Genomic DNA, 16,185 nt, shown 5'->3' on the forward strand with positions numbered 1-16,185 from the left:
TCGTCAAGCAAGCGAGCTCTAGACCAAAGAGAGTCAACGTAATGGATCCGCGAGGGTTGCCGCAGTTGTCGGAGTGGGTGACCGGCGCTGAGGCCGACGGGTACCACCTCCAGGGCTTCATGTCTGCCAACGTCTCAGTGGCTGAGGCTGCTGCTCTGGCGGACTTGTACTGGCCGAAGCTCGTTGAATACCGTGACCGTGTATTCCTCGGCTTCAAGTTCGACGGAAAATCGGTCGATGACTGGTACGGCCGTCTGTCAGGTGATTGGCGGGCAGTCGAATCGGTAGTGAACCATGTCCACTTGTGGGACTACTTTGTGATCACTTTGGAATCGGAGTACGCCGCACTCCCCGAACTGGCGGAGAATATTGCCGTCATGTGGCGAGCGGCGGTACAGAAGGCTTTCCCTGGCCGGGAGTTCGAGATCACCGTCTCGGACGGATCCGGTGGCTATGGCCCGACGTTGCGACTCACTGGCAGCTGACACCCAGACAGGCGGCTCCGACTGCCGGGTGGCTTCGCCAAATATTTTGCTCCAAGTCGAGGGTCTGCCTGAGGGGGGAGATTTAGGGTGAGTCGGCGGCGTTAGCGGGGTGACCGCGCCGTTCAAATGCTATGACCTTTGATGCCTATCTTTGATTCGAACAACCCTCGGAGAGTCCATGTATGCGCGCGTGCCACGGTTCATCCGAGTCATGCTTATCTTGGCGACTGGGACACTCGCTGCCGTCGCGTGTTCCTCGAGTACTGATGCACGGAAAGTGGATGGGTCTGGGAAGTCGACCGCGTCTGCCGAGGATTCTCTGGTGCCACTCACGAAAGCGCAGTTGAAGGCGCTCACCTTCAAGGAGAGTGAGGTCCCGCAGGTGCGAGAGGGCGGGATCGTCCTACAGGAATTCGAAACGAAGAGCGGTAGGCCTTCGTTCCCACCGGTTTCTGACCCTTCCTGTAATGTGATGGTCGATATTCGAATCGGTGAGAATGCATCAGTCGTTGTTTCTCAGTCCTTCGACTGGGAGGGAGACATCTATGCAGGCTCCTCGATCATTGCATCGTATGAACAGGGTGAAGCGCGCAAAGTCTTTGCCGAACTCGAACAGGCGCTTGGTGCGTGCCGCTCCTACTCGGGCGGAAACTATGCAGGAAAATTCAAGGCAGCGGTCAAGGTGGAGAAGGACCCGAATGTGGGAGACGAAGCCGCGCGTTTCCGGGAAATCGTCCCCATAAAGGACTTGGGAGACCGGGATATGGAGTTCACCCTGGTTCGGTCCGGGAATGTGATCGTGACCTTTCAGAGGATGAATATCGGGCGCAGCTCTTCCTTCCCTGAAGAACTGATTGGCAAGCAAGTGGAGCGTCTGCATGAAGCGCAACGCAAGTGAGCGCTGGTCGTGCCGTTGCTGCTGCCCTGGGTGGAGAAGGCGCCCGTGCGCAGTTGGCCCGCTCTGAATGGCTTGCCCTCGGCCTATGTCCGCGGTGGCTTGTGTGGTGTGTGCAGGGTGGATATCAGTGCCGCAAGCTGGAGCGGGCCGGTTATGAGCAGGGTTTCCGGTTCGTCGCTTTCTCTGAGGAGGATCATTCCGGCGGAGGGGGCGGCGAGATAGACGCAGGAGGACGCTGTCTCGCTGTATGTGGACTTCTGCCAGTGGAGATCGGTCACGGGGGTCCTCGTCAGATGCTCTTGGCGATGGTGTCGATGAGGTCGTGGGAGGCGGCGGGCTTCAGGGTGGCCTGCTCCATGCGGTCCAGGATGAGCCGGTACGTCTCCAACTTCCCTGCCGCATCAATCAGTTCGCTGCCGTGGCTGGTGTCCAGCTGGGCGGTGTCGAGGGCGGTCACCGGTCCGCTGGCGTAGTCGAGGCCGTGGCCGGCGGTTGGGAACGACGTGCCGCCGAAGGGGATGACGCGCAGGCTGATGTTCGGTTGTTCGCCGACTTCGGCGAGGTGCCGCAGTTGGGCTCGGGCCACCTCTCGGCCGCCGAACTGCATGCGCAGGGCCGCTTCGTGGATGATCGCGGTGTACGGCACTGGGTTGTCACGAAACAGGACGGCCTGGCGTTTGATGCGGTGGGAGATGTAGTGCTCGATTTCGTGGGGTCGCAGGGCCGGGACCACTTCGCGGAAGAGTGCGCGGGCGTGATCGGGTGTCTGGAGCAGGCCGGGGATGTTGATGACCTGGGCAACGCGTAGTGCGGTGGCGTGGTGCTCCATCTCGGCCAAGTCGAGGAGGGGGGACGGAAGTGTGTCGCGGTACTCCTCCCACCAGCCGCGCGTGCGGTTCGCCGCCATGTCCGCGAGGGCGTCGACCAGCGGCTCGTCCGCGCAGCCGTAGATATGGGCGAGCGTGCGTACGCGTTCCCCGCTCACGCCGAAGCGGTTGGCCTCGATATTGCTGATCTGAGCTTGCGTGGTACCCAGCGAGCGGGCGGCCTGCACGGCGGTCATGCCCGCCCGCTCGCGCAGCCGGCGCAGCTCGGTGCCGATACGGAGACGGCGAGCTGTGGGGGTGCTCCGTGGTGCCATGTCCTCGCTCCGTTTCGTACATCTGACGTGGCGGTCACCCACACAGGGCAAATCCCTGAAGGTTTTGCATCTTCAAGCAAAACCTTCAGGGATCGCAGTCTACGGTGAGACCCGAACCGCTCCACCACCCCCGCCGGTAAGCCGGAAGTGCACCACGTACGTGCCTGTACGTGGCACCGCCACCGTCACCGCCCGGTCGAGGCGTCGAGTGAGTCGAATGAAGCAAGTCCCCCCACCGCAGGAGGCTTTCATGGTCACCGTATCCCCGCCGTCCCTGCTGGAGTGTGAAGCGGACCCGACTTGGGTGTACGTCCTCCAGCTGCCCCACGATCCCCGCGCCGCCCGTATCGCCCGCATCACCCTCCGGGCCGTGCTCGCCGGGCACGGCCTGGCGCAACTCGTTGACGTCGCAGAGCTGTTGGCCTCCGAGCTTGTCACCAACGCCTACCGCCACTCCACCGGCCCCTCCGCCCTCCGCCTCCGCGGCCTGGGTGGCGGTCGGCTGCGGGTGAGTGTCTGGGATGCCAACCCTCACATCCCGCCCCCGTTCGACAAGCGCTCAGGACCGTTGCGCCCCGCGCCTGTGCCGGTGGAGGCCGACGGTGGGCGTGGGCTGTTTCTCGTATGCCATTTCGCGGACGCGTGGGGCGGATATCCGCTCGGAGACGATCTCTTCGGGACGAGCGGGAAGATGCTGTGGTGCGAGCTGGGGGTGCCGGTGGCTGATCGTGCTGGAGCCGCCGCGTGACGGCAGAGCGGCCGGTGATCAAGCGGCGGGCGGCCAAGATGGCCCCGCGCTATCGTGGAAGCGCGACACGCTCTGTAACCAGCGGAGGACCGTGGTGACCACCATGACCGAGCGCCCGACGGCCATAGACGCCTCTCCGGCCGGAGCTTTCGAGGACATGCTCCGAATCGTCGAGGAGCTGGACACACCTGACGGCTACAAGGCCGAACTCATCCGGGGGAAGATCATCGTGTCGCCGTGGTCGAAGCTGCGCTACAAGAAGGTGATGAAGTCACTGCGGCTGCAGTTGCAACCCCATGCCCCGGAGGGTCACGACGTCGACGTAGCGCCGTTTCTCTTCACCTTCCCCGGCTCCGAGCGGGGCTTCGGCCCTGATCTGCACGTCGCCGACGAGACTGCCTTCGACGTCGATGGCCGACATGCCGATGGTGCCGCTCTGTCCCTCGCCGCGGAGCTGACGTCCGACTCCACCAAGGACGCCGACTGGCTCGACAAGCTGGACACGTACGGTCGGGTCGTGCCCGTGTATCTGGTGCTCGACATGCAGGTCCAGGAGGTCACAGCCTTCTGGGATCCGTCTTCGAAGGGCTATCGGTCCCGGCACTGCGTTCCCTTCGGTGAGCCGCTGCACGTGCCCGCGCCCTTCGACTTCGAGCTGGACACGTCCGGGTTTTTCGTCCGCGCGAATGACGCGAAAGAAGAGAACACGCGGGATGCGTGAACACCGAGCGTGGGTCTGTGGCCGAGTTGGCGCAGACCGGCGACGGTACGGCGGTTCTCAGCCCACCAGCCCCAACTCCCGTGCGATCAGCATCCGCTGGACCTCGCTCGTGCCCTCGCCGATTTCCAGAATCTTGGAGTCGCGCCACATGCGGGCGACCGGGTACTCGTTCATGAAGCCGTAGCCGCCGTGGATCTGGGTGGCGTCGCGGGCGTTGTCGACGGCGATGGTGGAGGAGTGGAGCTTCGCCAGGGCCGCTTCCTTTTTGAAGGGTTCGCCCGCGACGAGGCGGGACGCCGCGTCGCGCCAGGCGAGGCGAGCCGTGTAGGCCTTCATCTCCATGTCCGCGATCTTGAACTGGATCGCCTGGTTCGCGCCGATCGGGCGGCCGAAGGCGTGGCGTTCCTTCGCGTACTTCAGTGATTCGTCCACGCAGCCCTGGGCCAGGCCCGTCGCGAGGGCCGCGATGGCGATCCGGCCCTCGTCCAGAATGCGGAGGAACTGCGCGTAGCCGCGGCCCTCGGAGCCGAGCAGGTTCGCTGCGGGGACGCGGACGTCCGCAAAGGACAGTTCGCGCGTGTCCGAGGCGTTCCAGCCGACCTTCGAGTAGGGGGCGGCGACCGTGAAGCCGGGGGTCCCCGACGGCACGATGATCGAGGAGATGAGGGGCTTGCCGTCCTCGGTGCGGTCGGTCACCGCCGTCACCGTGACCAGGCCCGTGATGTCCGTCCCCGAGTTGGTGATGAAGCACTTGGTGCCGTTGATCACCCATTCGTTGGTCGCCTCGTCCAGGCGGGCGGTCGTACGGGTCGCGCCCGCGTCCGAGCCGCCGTCCGGCTCGGTGAGACCGAAGGCGCCGAGGACCTCGCCGGAGCAGAGGCGGGGAAGCCACTCCGCCTTCTGCTCGTCGGTCCCGAAGAGGTGGATCGGCATGGCGCCGAGGGAGACGCCCGCCTCCAGGGTGATGGCCACCGACGAGTCAACCCGGGCCAGCTCCTCCAGCACGATGCCGAGGGCCATGTAGTCGCCGCCCATGCCCCCGTACTCCTCCGGGAACGGCAGCCCGAACAGACCCATGCGGCCCATCTCGCGGACGATCTCGTACGGGAACTCGTGGCGCTCGTAGAAGTCGCCGATCTTCGGGGCCACGACGTCGTGCGCGAAGTCGGCCACCGTGCGGCGGAGTTCGTCGAGTTCGGGGGAGAGGCGGTGGTCGAGAGCCATGGGGATCACTCCTGGTGGGAGAGGGCGCGGACGGTGCGGGACGGGCTGGGTCGGCCCAGTTGTTCGGCCATCCACACGCTTGTGGCGGTGAGTCGGTCGAGGTCGACTCCGGTGTCGATGCCGAGGCCCGTCAGCATCCACACGAGGTCTTCGGTGGCGAGGTTGCCGGTGGCGCTCTTCGCGTACGGACAGCCGCCGAGGCCGCCCGCGGACGCGTCCACGGTCGTGACGCCGTGCTGGAGCGCGGCCAGGGTGTTGGACAGGGCCTGGCCGTACGTGTCGTGGAAGTGCACGCCGAGGGAGGGCGTGGATACGCCTTCTTCGTTGAGCGCGGTGAGGAGTCGGCCCACATGCCCCGGGGTCGCCACGCCGATCGTGTCGCCCAGGCTCAGCTCGTCGCAGCCCATGTCGAGGAGCGCACGGCAGACTCGTACGACCTGGGGGACAGGTACCGGCCCCTCCCACGGATCGCCGAAGCACATCGACAGATAGCCGCGCACGTGGGCGTCCTGCGCCTTGGCCCGCCGGACCACCGGCTCGAACATCGCCAGTGCCTCGTCCACGGTCCGGTTGAGATTGGCCTTGGCGAAGGACTCCGTGGCACTGGCGAAGACCGCGATACGGGTCGCGCCGAGGGCCAGGGCCCGGTCCAGGCCCCGTTCGTTCGGTACGAGGACGGGGAGGGCCGTGCCGGAGAGGTCGCCCAGGTCGCGGACGAGGGGGAACAGCTGCTCCGCGTCGGCCAGTTGGGGCACCCACTTGGGGTGGACGAAGCTGGTCGCCTCGATGGTGGTGAGGCCCGCGTCGGCCAGCCGCCGTACGAACTCCGCCTTGGTCTCCGTCGGGACGGTGGCCTTCTCGTTCTGCAGTCCGTCGCGGGCGCCGACCTCGTGGATACGGACGCGGGCCGGGAGCCCCTCGGCCGGTACGGCCATGGGCAGGCCGAGTTCGGGAGTGGTCATGCCTTCTCCTCCTCCTGCGCTTCCAGCTCCTCCGGGGATTCCTCCCGTGGCGCGATCACGGCCAGGATCTGGTCCATGGCGACCGTCGTGCCCGGGGTGACGTCCAGCTCGGTGACGGTGCCGGCGTGCGGGGCGGAGATGACGTGCTCCATCTTCATCGCCTCCACCACCAACAGGCTCTGCCCGGCCGTCACTTCGTCCCCGACGGCCACCTTCACGACGGTCACCGTGCCGGGCATGGGGGCGGTGAGGGAGTCCGCGCCCGCGTGGGCGGCGCCGGTGAGGGAGGCGGCGACGGGGTCGTGATCGAGGACGTTCCACGCGTCGCCGTCGCGGCCGAGCCAGGTGGAGGTGTGGTGGAAGGTGTGGGTCCGGCCGGCGAGGTGGAGGGTGACGGTAGAGGGGTTTTCTTCCCCGATCCCACCCCTTCCCGAAGCTGGGGGCAGGCCCCCAGACCCCCGGAGGGGTTCGGCTGCGCCGTCGAGGAGGAACTCCGTGCCTTCCGCCGTGCTTCGCACCTGGACGGTCACGGGGTCGTGGCCCGGCACCCGCAAGTGGTGCACGGTCCAGGCATGCTCCCCGCCGAGCCGCCACCCACTGGGCACGGAGAACGGATCGATCCAGCCGCTCCCACTCAGCCCGTCCGGCGTTTGAGGACGAGGCCGTTCAGGCCGATTGGCGCTTCGGGAAGGGGCGGGGTTGGGGAAGAGCGCCGCCTGTCGCAGCAACCCACCCACCACGTACACCTCACCCGGCACCGAACCCGAAACCAGCCCCTCGACCTCCCGCTCCACCAGCCCCGTATCCAACTCCCCCGCCACAACCGCGGGATGGCCCAGCAACCTCCGGAGGAACCCCGCGTTCGTCTGCACCCCCAACGTCACCGTCCCCGCCAACGCCCCGCGAAGCCGCCGCAGCGCGGTCGCCCGGTCCGGCCCGTACGCGATCACCTTGGACAGCATCGGGTCGTACAACGACCCGACCTCCGTGCCCTCGGACAGCCCCGAGTCCGTACGGACCCCGTCCCCCTGGGGCTCGTACAACCGCAGGACCGTCCCGCCGGACGGCAGGAATCCCCGCGCCGGATCCTCCGCACAGATCCGGGCCTCGACGGCGTGCCCGGTGAGCGTGATGTCCTCCTGGGCGAAGCCGAGGCGCTCGCCCGCCGCCACCCGCAACTGCCACTCCACCAGGTCGATCCCGGTGATCATCTCGGTCACGGGATGCTCGACCTGGAGACGCGCGTTCATCTCCATGAAGTAGTACGAGGACACGGGGGGTTCGGGGGGTGTCCCCCCGATGGGCACAGTGACGCCCGGCACGATGAACTCGACCGTGCCCGCGCCCGAGTACCCGCAGGAGCGGGCCGCCTGGACGGCCGCCTCACCCATCGCGGCCCGGGTCTTCTCATCGAGGAACACGCTGGGCGCTTCCTCGATGATCTTCTGGTGCCGACGCTGGAGGGAGCACTCGCGCTCGCCGAGGTGCACGACGTTCCCGTGGCCGTCCGCCAGGACCTGGATCTCGATGTGCCGGGGCCGGTCGACCCACCGCTCGACGAGGAGCGTGTCGTCACCGAAGGAGGCCCGTGCCTCCCGGCGCGCGGCGGCGATCTCGTCCGCCAGCGCGGAGGCGTCCCGCACGAGCCGCATGCCCTTGCCGCCCCCGCCCGCCGACGGCTTCAGCAGTACGGGCATCCCGATCTCCCGGGCGGCAGCGGCCAGTTCGGCATCGGACAGCTCACTACCCGAAGACCCCGGCACCACCGGAACCCCCGCCGCCTTCACCGTCTCCTTGGCGCGGATCTTGTCGCCCATCAGCGAGATCGCGTCCGCCGGAGGTCCGATGAAGACCAGCCCCGCAGCGGCGCACGCCCGCGCGAACTCGGCGTTCTCCGCCAGGAATCCGTACCCGGGGTGCACCGCCTGAGCGCCCGTCCTCGCCGCCGCTTCCAGCAGGCGCTCCGCCGACAGATAGCTCTCGGCGGCCGGCGCCGGACCGATCCGTACCGCGGTGTCCGCCTCGCGCACATGCCGGGCGTCCGCGTCGGCGTCGGAGAAGACGGCCACCGAGCGGACGCCCAGTGACCGGAGCGTACGGATGACCCGTACGGCGATCTCGCCCCGGTTGGCCACGAGTACCGTGTCGAACATCGTCGTCCGTCCCCTCACATCCGTCCCCTCACATCCGGAAGACGCCGAACTGGGGGTCACCCAGCGGCGCGTTCGCGCAAGCCGTCAGTGCCAGTCCCAGCACCTGCCGGGTCTCCATCGGGTCGATCACACCGTCGTCCCAGAGCCGGGCCGTGGCGTAGTACGCGTTGCCCTGGTGCTCGTACTGGGCGCGGATCGGAGCCTTGAAGTTCTCTTCGTCCTCCGCCGGCCAGGACTCCCCGCGGCCCTCCAACTGGTCGCGCTTGACGGTCGCGAGGACCGACGCGGCCTGTTCGCCGCCCATCACGGAGATCTTGGCGTTCGGCCACATCCACAGGAAGCGTGGGGAGTACGCCCGGCCGCACATCGAGTAGTTGCCCGCGCCGTACGACCCGCCGACCACCACCGTCAGCTTCGGTACGCGCGTGCAGGCGACGGCCGTGACCATCTTGGCGCCGTGCTTGGCGATGCCCCCGGCCTCGTACTGACGGCCCACCATGAAGCCCGAGATGTTCTGCAGGAAGACCAGCGGGATGCCGCGCTGGTCGCACAGCTCGATGAAGTGGGCGCCCTTCTGGGCGGACTCGGAGAACAGGATGCCGTTGTTCGCGACGATCCCGACCGGGTGGCCGTGGATCCGGGCGAAGCCGGTGACGAGGGTCTGCCCGAACTCGGACTTGAACTCGGCGAACCGCGAGCCGTCGACCACGCGCGCGATGACCTCGCGCACGTCATAGGGGGTGCGGGAGTCCACCGGCACCGCGCCGTACAGCCCGGCCGGATCCACCTTCGGCTCGATGCCCTGCGTGACCGACCAGGGGAGGGGGCCGCGGTCGGGGAGCGTGGAGACGATGGTCCGGACGATCCGCAGCGCGTGCGCGTCGTCCTCCGCGAGGTGGTCCGTGACGCCGGAGATACGGGAGTGGACCTCGCCGCCGCCCAGCTCCTCCGCCGTGACGACCTCGCCGGTCGCGGCCTTCACCAGGGGCGGGCCGCCGAGGAAGATCGTGCCCTGGTTCCGCACGATCACGGCCTCGTCGCTCATCGCCGGGACGTACGCCCCGCCGGCCGTGCACGAGCCGAGGACGGCCGCGATCTGCGGGATGCCAGCGCCCGACATCCGGGCCTGGTTGTAGAAGATCCGCCCGAAGTGCTCGCGGTCGGGGAAGACCTCGTCCTGCATGGGGAGGAAGGCGCCGCCCGAGTCCACCAGGTACACACAGGGGAGGCGGTTCTCCAGCGCCACCTCCTGCGCGCGGAGGTGCTTCTTCACCGTCATCGGGTAGTACGTGCCGCCCTTGACCGTCGCGTCGTTGGCGACCACCACGCACTCGCGGCCGCTCACCCGGCCGATCCCGGCGATGACGCCCGCGGCCGGGGCCTGGCCCTCGTACATCCCGTCGGCCGCCAGCGGGGCCAGCTCCAGGAAGGGCGAGCCGGGGTCGAGGAGTGTGTCCACGCGGTCGCGCGGCAGCAGTTTGCCGCGGGCGGTGTGCCGGGCGCGGGCCCGCTCACCGCCGCCGAGACGGGCCGCGGCGAGCTTGCGCCGCAGCTCGTCGACGAGCGTGCGGTGCGCCTCCTCGTTGGCCCGCCAGGCCTCCGCCGCGGGGTCCCCCGCGGTCGTCAGCTCCGGTGCCTCGTGCATTCTGCGGTCCCCTCACCCGGTGGTCACCGGTCCATGAACCAAGCCGTCGCCGGCCCATGAACCGAGTTGCCGTTGATCCATGAACCAAGTTAATGAGCGTTAACGCGTTTCCTCCAGGTTAACGAGCGCTAACCTCCCTGTCTAGAATTACTCCATGGCCACGAGAACCGACGCCCCCACCCGCCGTGAGCAGATCCTCAAGGAGGCCGCCCGGCTCTTCGCCGAGCGCGGTTTCCACGGTGTCGGGGTCGACGAGATAGGGGCGGCGGTCGGCATCAGCGGCCCCGGCCTGTACCGGCACTTCCCGGGCAAGGATGCGATGCTCGCCGAACTGCTGGTGGGGATCAGCGGGCAACTGCTGACCGGCGGCAAGCGCCGCCTGGCGGAGTCCGACGGGAATCCCGAGGCACTCCTCGACTCACTCATCGAGGGGCACATCGACTTCGCGCTCGACGACCGCCCCTTGATCACCCTGCACGACCGAGAGCTGGACCGCCTCCGGGACAGCGACCGCAAGCTGGTGCGGCAGCTGCAGCGGCAGTATGTGGAGCTGTGGGTGGGGGTGGTCCGTGAGGTCTACCCCGGGCTGACGGAACCGACGGCCCGGTCGGCGGTGCACTCGGTGTTCGGGCTGCTGAATTCGACGCCGCACCTCGGGCGGGCGGGGTCGTTGCCGGGGCGGGGGCCTACGGCGGTGTTGCTGCACCGGATGGCGCGGGGGGCGTTCGCGTCGGCGGAGTAGACCGGCCTTCGGCCGGATGGTGGGGGAGCCCTTCTTCACGTCACGGCCACGCTCCCGATCTTCAGCAGCCGACAACGTCCTAGGGCGCTGTCACGCCACAACGATGCGCCGGTGGTCTGTCCATGCCGCCTGGCAGTGGTCGCGGGACGCCGTGGAGGCGCTGGACGCCGTGGAGGCTCTGGAGGCCGACGGCATCGGCGGGCCGCGATGCCCAGCCCGCCGATGCCGCCGATGCCGCCGATGCCGCCAGTGTGGTGGCGGTGTGGTGGCGCCGGCGCGTTCGGCGGGCCGTCGGGGCGCAAACGCGCGGGAGCCCCGGGAGGGGAAGAAACCTCCCGGGGCTCCCGCGGCTCGCTACGGAGTGACGATGACCGAGTTGTACGGCGTGAGGTCGACGTCCCACCAGGCACCCTGGTAGAAGGTCCAGTCACAGTTGGTGCCGTTCGAGCCCTTGCACAGCTTGAACTTCCAGCCGTCCGTCTGGTTGTTGAACACCGTGTGGACGCCGAACTGGTTGTAGAGCCTGTGGACCCCGCGGGACCAGTACTGATTGGTCACGCCACCGCTGGCGTTGGGCCCTCCGTAGATGCACGCGGCACCGGACGGACAGCCGGTGGGGGCCGCCGAGGCCGGCGACGCCGACAGAACCCCCATACCGAGCGCCAGCAGCGCCGTCGCCACCGCCGCCGCGGCCTTGCTCCGAATCCGCATACGCTTCATGGATTCCCCCTCGATATTCTGGAACGGCCCCGTGTGGCGGGCGTGTCGCCGGCGTGAGCCTGGCGCCGCACGGAGGCCGAGGTGTTTGGAGGAAAAACGTAAGTCGGCGGCGCTTCGATCTGTACCCGGGACAACTGAGGTTGACTGGACGCTGATGTCGCCCGGACAGCGTCGGCCCTTGGCTCCGCGCAGTCTCCGACGGCATTCCTCATCGACGAGGAGTGCGGCCACGTTCGTCGGACGTGGCGGCCGAAGAGGGCTTTGAACAGGCCCGGTTGGCTTTATTCGCGAGTAGCGGGTTCTGGCACAGATCTTGGGGAGCAAGCGCGGAGCTATCGCGGAGCGTTGCCTCGATGTTCCCTTGCGAGGGACTGGCTCGCCCAGGAGCCGACGATTCCCGCACCGACAACGACAACGTCTGACATGAGCCAGACGGTGATTCGCGGTTTCGGTGGAGCCCCGTGATGGTCACGCCGAGCGGTTCGCGCCGTCCCCGCCGGGTTCGCGTGACGAGCGTTACCTGGACGTACCTTCGTACTCGCCGGTACGGTTGGTGAGCAAGCGCTTAGCCCTGGGGGCGCAGCCATCAATTGAGGAACCCCGACGGCGGGCAACCACGTACGCGAGAGCGGCGCCGGTTCAGGCGCAAGGAAGGTGGCGGCGGTGCGCCGTACGGTGTTCAACGAGGATCACGAGGCGTTCCGGGAGACCCTTCGGGCCTTCATCGAGGCCGAGGTCGTTCCCGTCTACGACGAGTGGTTCGCGGCCGGTCAGGCGCCGCGCGACTTCTACTACAAGCTCGCCGAGCTGGGCGTCTTCGGCATACGCGTCGACGAGGAGTTCGGCGGCGCCGGCATCGACTCGTACAAGTTCGAGGCCGTCATGTCCGAGGAGACCGCCCGCGCGGGTGTCAACTTCGGCGGCTCCGGTGTGCACGTGCTGCTCGGCCTGCCCTACATCAAGGCGCTCGCCACCGACGAGCAGAAGAAGCGCTACCTGCCGAAGTTCGTCTCCGGTGAGGAGATGTGGGCGCTTGCGATGACCGAGCCGGGCACCGGTTCCGACCTCGCGGGCATGAAGACCACCGCCAAGCTCTCCGAGGACGGCACGCACTACGTCCTCAACGGCGCCAAGACCTTCATCACCGGTGGCGTGCACGCCGACCGCGTGATCGTCTGCGCCCGTACGTCCGCCGCCACCGCCGAGGACCGCCGCTTCGGCATCTCCCTCTTCGCCGTGGACACCAAGGCCGAGGGCTACTCCGTGGGCCGCAAGCTCGACAAGCTCGGCCTGAAGACCTCCGACACCGCCGAGCTGGCGTTCGTCGATGTCAAGGTGCCCGCCGAGGACCTCCTCGGCGAGGAGAACAAGGGCTTCGCCTACCTCGGCCACAACCTCGCCTCCGAGCGCTGGGGCATCGCCTACGGCGCGTACGCGCAGGCCGCGGCGGCCGTCCGGTTCGCCAAGGAGTACGTCCAGGAGCGCACCGTCTTCGGCAAGCCGGTCGCCTCCTTCCAGAACACCAAGTTCGAACTGGCCGCCTGCCAGGCCGAGGTCGACGCCGCGCAGGCCGTCGCCGACCGCGCGCTCGAAGCCCTCGACGCGGGCGAGCTCAGCCCCGCCGAGGCCGCGTCCGCGAAGCTGTTCTGCACCGAGGTCGCGCACCGCGTCATCGACCGCTGCCTCCAACTGCACGGCGGCTACGGCTTCATGAACGAGTACCCGATCGCCCGCCTGTACGCGGACAACCGTGTCAACCGCATCTACGGCGGCACCAGCGAGATCATGAAGTCGATCATCGCCAAGGACATGGGCCTGTAAGGCCCGCAAAGCACCCGAGAAAGCATCCGAGAAAACATCCGAGAAATCACTGCGCGGTACAACTGACACATGAGCCAGGCACTTGAAGCCCTGCTCGATCTGCTCGACCTGGAGCAGATCGAGCAGGACATTTTCCGTGGTCAGTCCCGGTCCGCCCTCGTCCCCCGCGTCTTCGGCGGGCAGGTCGCGGCACAGGCACTGGTCGCCGCGGGGCGCACGGTCCCCGAGGACCGGTTCGCCCACTCCCTGCACGCGTACTTCCTGCGCGCCGGGGATCCGGGCGTGCCGATCGTCTACAGCGTCGACCGGATCCGCGACGGCCGGTCCTTCACGACCCGCCGGGTCGTCGCCGTCCAGCACGGACAGCCGATCTTCCACCTCTCCGCGTCCTTCCAGACGTACGAGGAGGGCATGGAGCACCAGGCCGACATGCCGGCCGCGCCCGATCCGGAGACCCTGCCGACGGCGGCCGAGCTGCTGCCGCGGTACGCGGACATGTACCGCGAACAGGGCGTCGTGGAGCGGCTGTTGGAGGCACGCGAGGCCGTCGACCTCCGCTATGTCGACGCGCCGCCGTTCGCCAGCGTGGGGGAGGAGCGCGAACCCCGCTCCCAGGTGTGGTTCCGCACCAACGGCAAGCTCGCCGACGATCCGCTCCTGCACGTCTGCCTCGCCACGTACGTCTCCGACATGACGCTCCTCGACTCCGTACTGCTCGCCCACGGGCGCGGCGGCTGGGTCACCGGGGACGTGGTCGGGGCCTCCCTGGACCACGCGATGTGGTTCCACCGGCCGTTCCGCGCCGACGAATGGCTGCTGTACGACCAGGAGTCGCCGTCCGCGTCCGGCGGGCGGGGCCTCGGCCAGGCCCGTATCTACACGCAGGACGGGCGGCTGGCCATCACGGTGATCCAGGAGGGAGTTGTACGGATTCCGCGGTGATCCTGATCCCAAGGACGGACGAGATACAGGCGGGCCGGGTGGCGCCCGGCTTCACGTCGGACCGGCCCTCGGAATGGGCCATGCGCCCCGCGGACCCAGCGGATGTCGAGGCGATCGCGGAGCTGCGTGCCATGGTGATGCGCCCGGACCTGGAGCGGTTGGGCCGGTTCGACGAGCATCGGGTCCGCCAGCGGCTGCGGGATTCCTTCTCCCCGCAGCACACGTCGGTCATCCTGGCCGATGGCGCCTTCGCGGGCTGCGTCACATTGCGGCCCGCCGAGGACGGGCAGTGGCTGGAGCATTTCTATCTCGCCCCGGGTATCCAGGGCCGAGGGCTCGGCTCGGCTGTCCTGCGCTCCCTGCTGGACCGGACCGATGCCGACGGCGTGCTCGTCCGCCTGAACGTCCTGCAGGGCAGCGCCGCCCGGCGGTTGTACGAGCGCCACGGGTTCACCGTGGAGGTTCAGGACCCGATCGATATCTACATGGTGCGATTGCCGGGTGCGGGCGTCCTCGGCACGTGAACGAGGACAGCGGGCGGCCTTCCGCGTCACCGGCCGACGTCCCCCGAGACCGAGGCCGGACGCGGCCTGCTCCTCGTCGAGGCCCTCGCGGACCGCTGGGGCGTCGAACTGGGCCCCGTCCCCCGCGAAACCGTATGGGCCGAACTCGACCTGGCACCAAACTCACCGGAGCCTGACGCCGTGTGTTCCGGTGGGCCTGGCGCTCTTCCCAAAGGACCACGAGAGGGAAAGAAACCCCACCAAGCCCCACCCCTCCCGCCCACGGCGGGCGCTCACTCGCGCGAGTGAACATCACCAACTCGGCTGGCTTCGGGACAGGTTGGCTGCTCTACGCTCAGCGCGACACAACACAACCGCAGACATGCGACGGCCCCCGCCGGGACGGCAATCCCAGTGCGAGGGCCTGACCACCGAGGAAGGCATAACTTCCTGATGGATACGCAGAACCCTAGCGTGCGCCCGCACGCCCAGACCCGTCCCACGGGTAAAAACCACCCCCGCCGAAACGCCCGCGCGAACACCCACCCGGGCGGCGGCATCGCGCACGACAACTCCCGCCACACCACCCGCTTCACGGTGATCGGCAATCACCTCGCCCAGCACCCGGAGCTGTCCGGGCTGGCCATCGGACTCGCCGTCCACATCCAGTCGCTCCCCACCGGCGCCCGCGCCGACATCAAGACCCTCGCCGCCCGCTTCCCCGAGGGCCCGACGCGTATCGCCGCCGCCCTGCGCGAACTGGAGGCCCACGGCTACCTGCGCCGCACCCGCGAACGCACGGAGAGCGGCCGGATCGTCACCCGCACGGTCTCCTGCAACCAGCCGGGCAGGCACGGGGACACGCCCGACGAACCCAGGCACCCGGCCCGGCGGGCGGCCGAGCAGCGGAAGAAGCCCGCACGCCGCGCACTCCCCGCCGTACCGGAGCCCGCGTACTCCTCCCCGGCCCTCCTCCAGACGGCCATCGACGTCCTGGTGGGCCTCCGCCGCGAGGAGCCCCGCTTCCTCCTCTCCGCCACCGACGCCGAACACCTCGCCCCCGGCGTGGCCGCCTGGCTGGAGCGAGACCTCACCCCCACCGCCGTACGCCACGCCCTGGCCTGCGATCTGCCACCCGAGCCCCTGCGCCGCCCGGCCGCCTTCCTGGCTCACCGCCTCGCGGCCCAGCTGCCACCACTGCCACCACTGCCATCGTTGGGCACCGCTGCCGAGCCCCTACCCGTCCGGCATCCCCTCCAGAACTGCGAAGGCTGTGACCGCGGCTTCCGTTCGCCCGAGCCCGGCGCACGCTGCCGAGACTGCCGTGAGCGCCCCGCAAGGCATCCCGGCCCGGTACGCGGACACCAGGAGGTCGAGCGGTGAGCGGCGAGAACTTGTGGGAGCGCAGGCACGCGCTCCTGAGAGGTGCCCGGCAGCCGCCGAGAAGACCGCTCGTCCTCTCGCCGAACCGGGCGCCGAG

At 68.5% G+C, this 16,185-nt stretch carries 16 protein-coding genes and 1 pseudogene; 10 read left to right on the plus strand and 7 right to left on the minus strand.

What is annotated here, in order from left to right:
• Positions 1-41: 41 nt before the first annotated feature.
• The gene (locus OHA11_RS30150; protein WP_266501819.1) at positions 42-485 is read left to right on the plus strand and encodes a hypothetical protein; all 444 of its coding nucleotides are present in this window, start codon (positions 42-44) and stop codon (positions 483-485) included.
• Positions 486-807: 322 nt separating this feature from the next.
• Positions 808-1,383, plus strand: coding sequence for a hypothetical protein (locus tag OHA11_RS30155; RefSeq protein ID WP_266501821.1), 576 nt, complete (start codon positions 808-810; stop codon positions 1,381-1,383).
• Between the two features lie 83 nt (positions 1,384-1,466).
• Here OHA11_RS30155 and OHA11_RS30160 read toward each other — a convergent pair whose 3' ends face one another.
• Positions 1,467-1,661: a DUF397 domain-containing protein gene (locus OHA11_RS30160; RefSeq protein ID WP_266501824.1), complete on the minus strand. Its 195-nt coding sequence runs from the start codon at positions 1,659-1,661 to the stop codon at positions 1,467-1,469.
• Positions 1,662-1,672: 11 nt separating this feature from the next.
• On the minus strand, positions 1,673-2,524 hold the full coding sequence (locus OHA11_RS30165; protein ID WP_266501827.1) for a helix-turn-helix transcriptional regulator: 852 nt from the start codon (positions 2,522-2,524) through the stop codon (positions 1,673-1,675).
• Between the two features lie 250 nt (positions 2,525-2,774).
• On the opposite strand from OHA11_RS30165, the gene OHA11_RS30170 reads away from it, so the two are divergent.
• Both OHA11_RS30170 and OHA11_RS30175 read left to right on the plus strand, forming a co-directional pair.
• The gene (locus OHA11_RS30170) at positions 2,775-3,272 is read left to right on the plus strand and encodes an ATP-binding protein (protein WP_266501830.1); all 498 of its coding nucleotides are present in this window, start codon (positions 2,775-2,777) and stop codon (positions 3,270-3,272) included.
• On the plus strand, positions 3,253-3,993 hold the full coding sequence (locus tag OHA11_RS30175; protein WP_323186706.1) for a Uma2 family endonuclease: 741 nt from the start codon (positions 3,253-3,255) through the stop codon (positions 3,991-3,993). The genes OHA11_RS30170 and OHA11_RS30175 overlap by 20 nt, the downstream gene beginning before the upstream one ends.
• Positions 3,994-4,050: 57 nt before the next feature.
• Here OHA11_RS30175 and OHA11_RS30180 read toward each other — a convergent pair whose 3' ends face one another.
• The 4 genes from OHA11_RS30180 to OHA11_RS30195 are packed head-to-tail and all read right to left on the minus strand — an operon-like array spanning position 4,051 to position 9,977.
• Positions 4,051-5,217 (minus strand): acyl-CoA dehydrogenase family protein, encoded by a 1,167-nt coding sequence (locus tag OHA11_RS30180; RefSeq protein ID WP_266501833.1) that lies wholly within the window; start codon positions 5,215-5,217, stop codon positions 4,051-4,053.
• Positions 5,218-5,222: 5 nt separating this feature from the next.
• Complete coding sequence (locus tag OHA11_RS30185) at positions 5,223-6,179, minus strand: hydroxymethylglutaryl-CoA lyase (RefSeq protein WP_266501836.1); 957 nt, start codon at positions 6,177-6,179, stop codon at positions 5,223-5,225.
• Positions 6,176-8,332: a biotin carboxylase N-terminal domain-containing protein gene (locus OHA11_RS30190; protein ID WP_266501838.1), complete on the minus strand. Its 2,157-nt coding sequence runs from the start codon at positions 8,330-8,332 to the stop codon at positions 6,176-6,178. The genes OHA11_RS30185 and OHA11_RS30190 overlap by 4 nt, the downstream gene beginning before the upstream one ends.
• A 28-nt stretch (positions 8,333-8,360) precedes the next feature.
• Entirely contained in the window at positions 8,361-9,977 is a 1,617-nt protein-coding gene (locus OHA11_RS30195) for a carboxyl transferase domain-containing protein (protein WP_266501840.1), read from the minus strand.
• Between the two features lie 154 nt (positions 9,978-10,131).
• Between OHA11_RS30195 and OHA11_RS30200 the strand changes: the two genes are divergently transcribed.
• Entirely contained in the window at positions 10,132-10,719 is a 588-nt protein-coding gene (locus OHA11_RS30200) for a TetR/AcrR family transcriptional regulator (protein WP_266501843.1), read from the plus strand.
• A 354-nt stretch (positions 10,720-11,073) separates the two neighbouring features.
• Here OHA11_RS30200 and OHA11_RS30205 read toward each other — a convergent pair whose 3' ends face one another.
• Positions 11,074-11,439 carry a hypothetical protein gene (locus tag OHA11_RS30205; protein WP_266501846.1) on the minus strand — a complete coding sequence of 122 codons (366 nt, stop codon included), beginning with the start codon at positions 11,437-11,439 and terminating at the stop codon, positions 11,074-11,076.
• A gap of 663 nt (positions 11,440-12,102) precedes the next feature.
• Here OHA11_RS30205 and OHA11_RS30210 point away from each other — a divergent pair.
• The 5 genes and pseudogenes from OHA11_RS30210 to OHA11_RS30230 all read left to right on the plus strand — a co-directional run bounded on the left by OHA11_RS30210 (position 12,103) and on the right by OHA11_RS30230 (position 16,088).
• The gene (locus OHA11_RS30210; protein WP_266501849.1) at positions 12,103-13,260 is read left to right on the plus strand and encodes an acyl-CoA dehydrogenase family protein; all 1,158 of its coding nucleotides are present in this window, start codon (positions 12,103-12,105) and stop codon (positions 13,258-13,260) included.
• Between the two features lie 69 nt (positions 13,261-13,329).
• Positions 13,330-14,202, plus strand: coding sequence for an acyl-CoA thioesterase II (tesB, locus tag OHA11_RS30215; RefSeq protein ID WP_266501852.1), 873 nt, complete (start codon positions 13,330-13,332; stop codon positions 14,200-14,202).
• A gap of 80 nt (positions 14,203-14,282) precedes the next feature.
• Complete coding sequence (locus OHA11_RS30220; RefSeq protein WP_266507573.1) at positions 14,283-14,726, plus strand: GNAT family N-acetyltransferase; 444 nt, start codon at positions 14,283-14,285, stop codon at positions 14,724-14,726.
• A gap of 45 nt (positions 14,727-14,771) precedes the next feature.
• Positions 14,772-15,014: pseudogene (locus OHA11_RS30225) on the plus strand (ATP-binding protein); the annotation flags it as partial.
• A 144-nt stretch (positions 15,015-15,158) separates the two neighbouring features.
• Positions 15,159-16,088: a helix-turn-helix domain-containing protein gene (locus tag OHA11_RS30230; RefSeq protein WP_266501855.1), complete on the plus strand. Its 930-nt coding sequence runs from the start codon at positions 15,159-15,161 to the stop codon at positions 16,086-16,088.
• The last annotated feature ends 97 nt before the right edge of the window (positions 16,089-16,185 follow it).

The sequence above is a fragment of the Streptomyces sp. NBC_00878 genome (genome assembly GCF_026341515.1).
Taxonomy (GTDB): domain Bacteria; phylum Actinomycetota; class Actinomycetes; order Streptomycetales; family Streptomycetaceae; genus Streptomyces.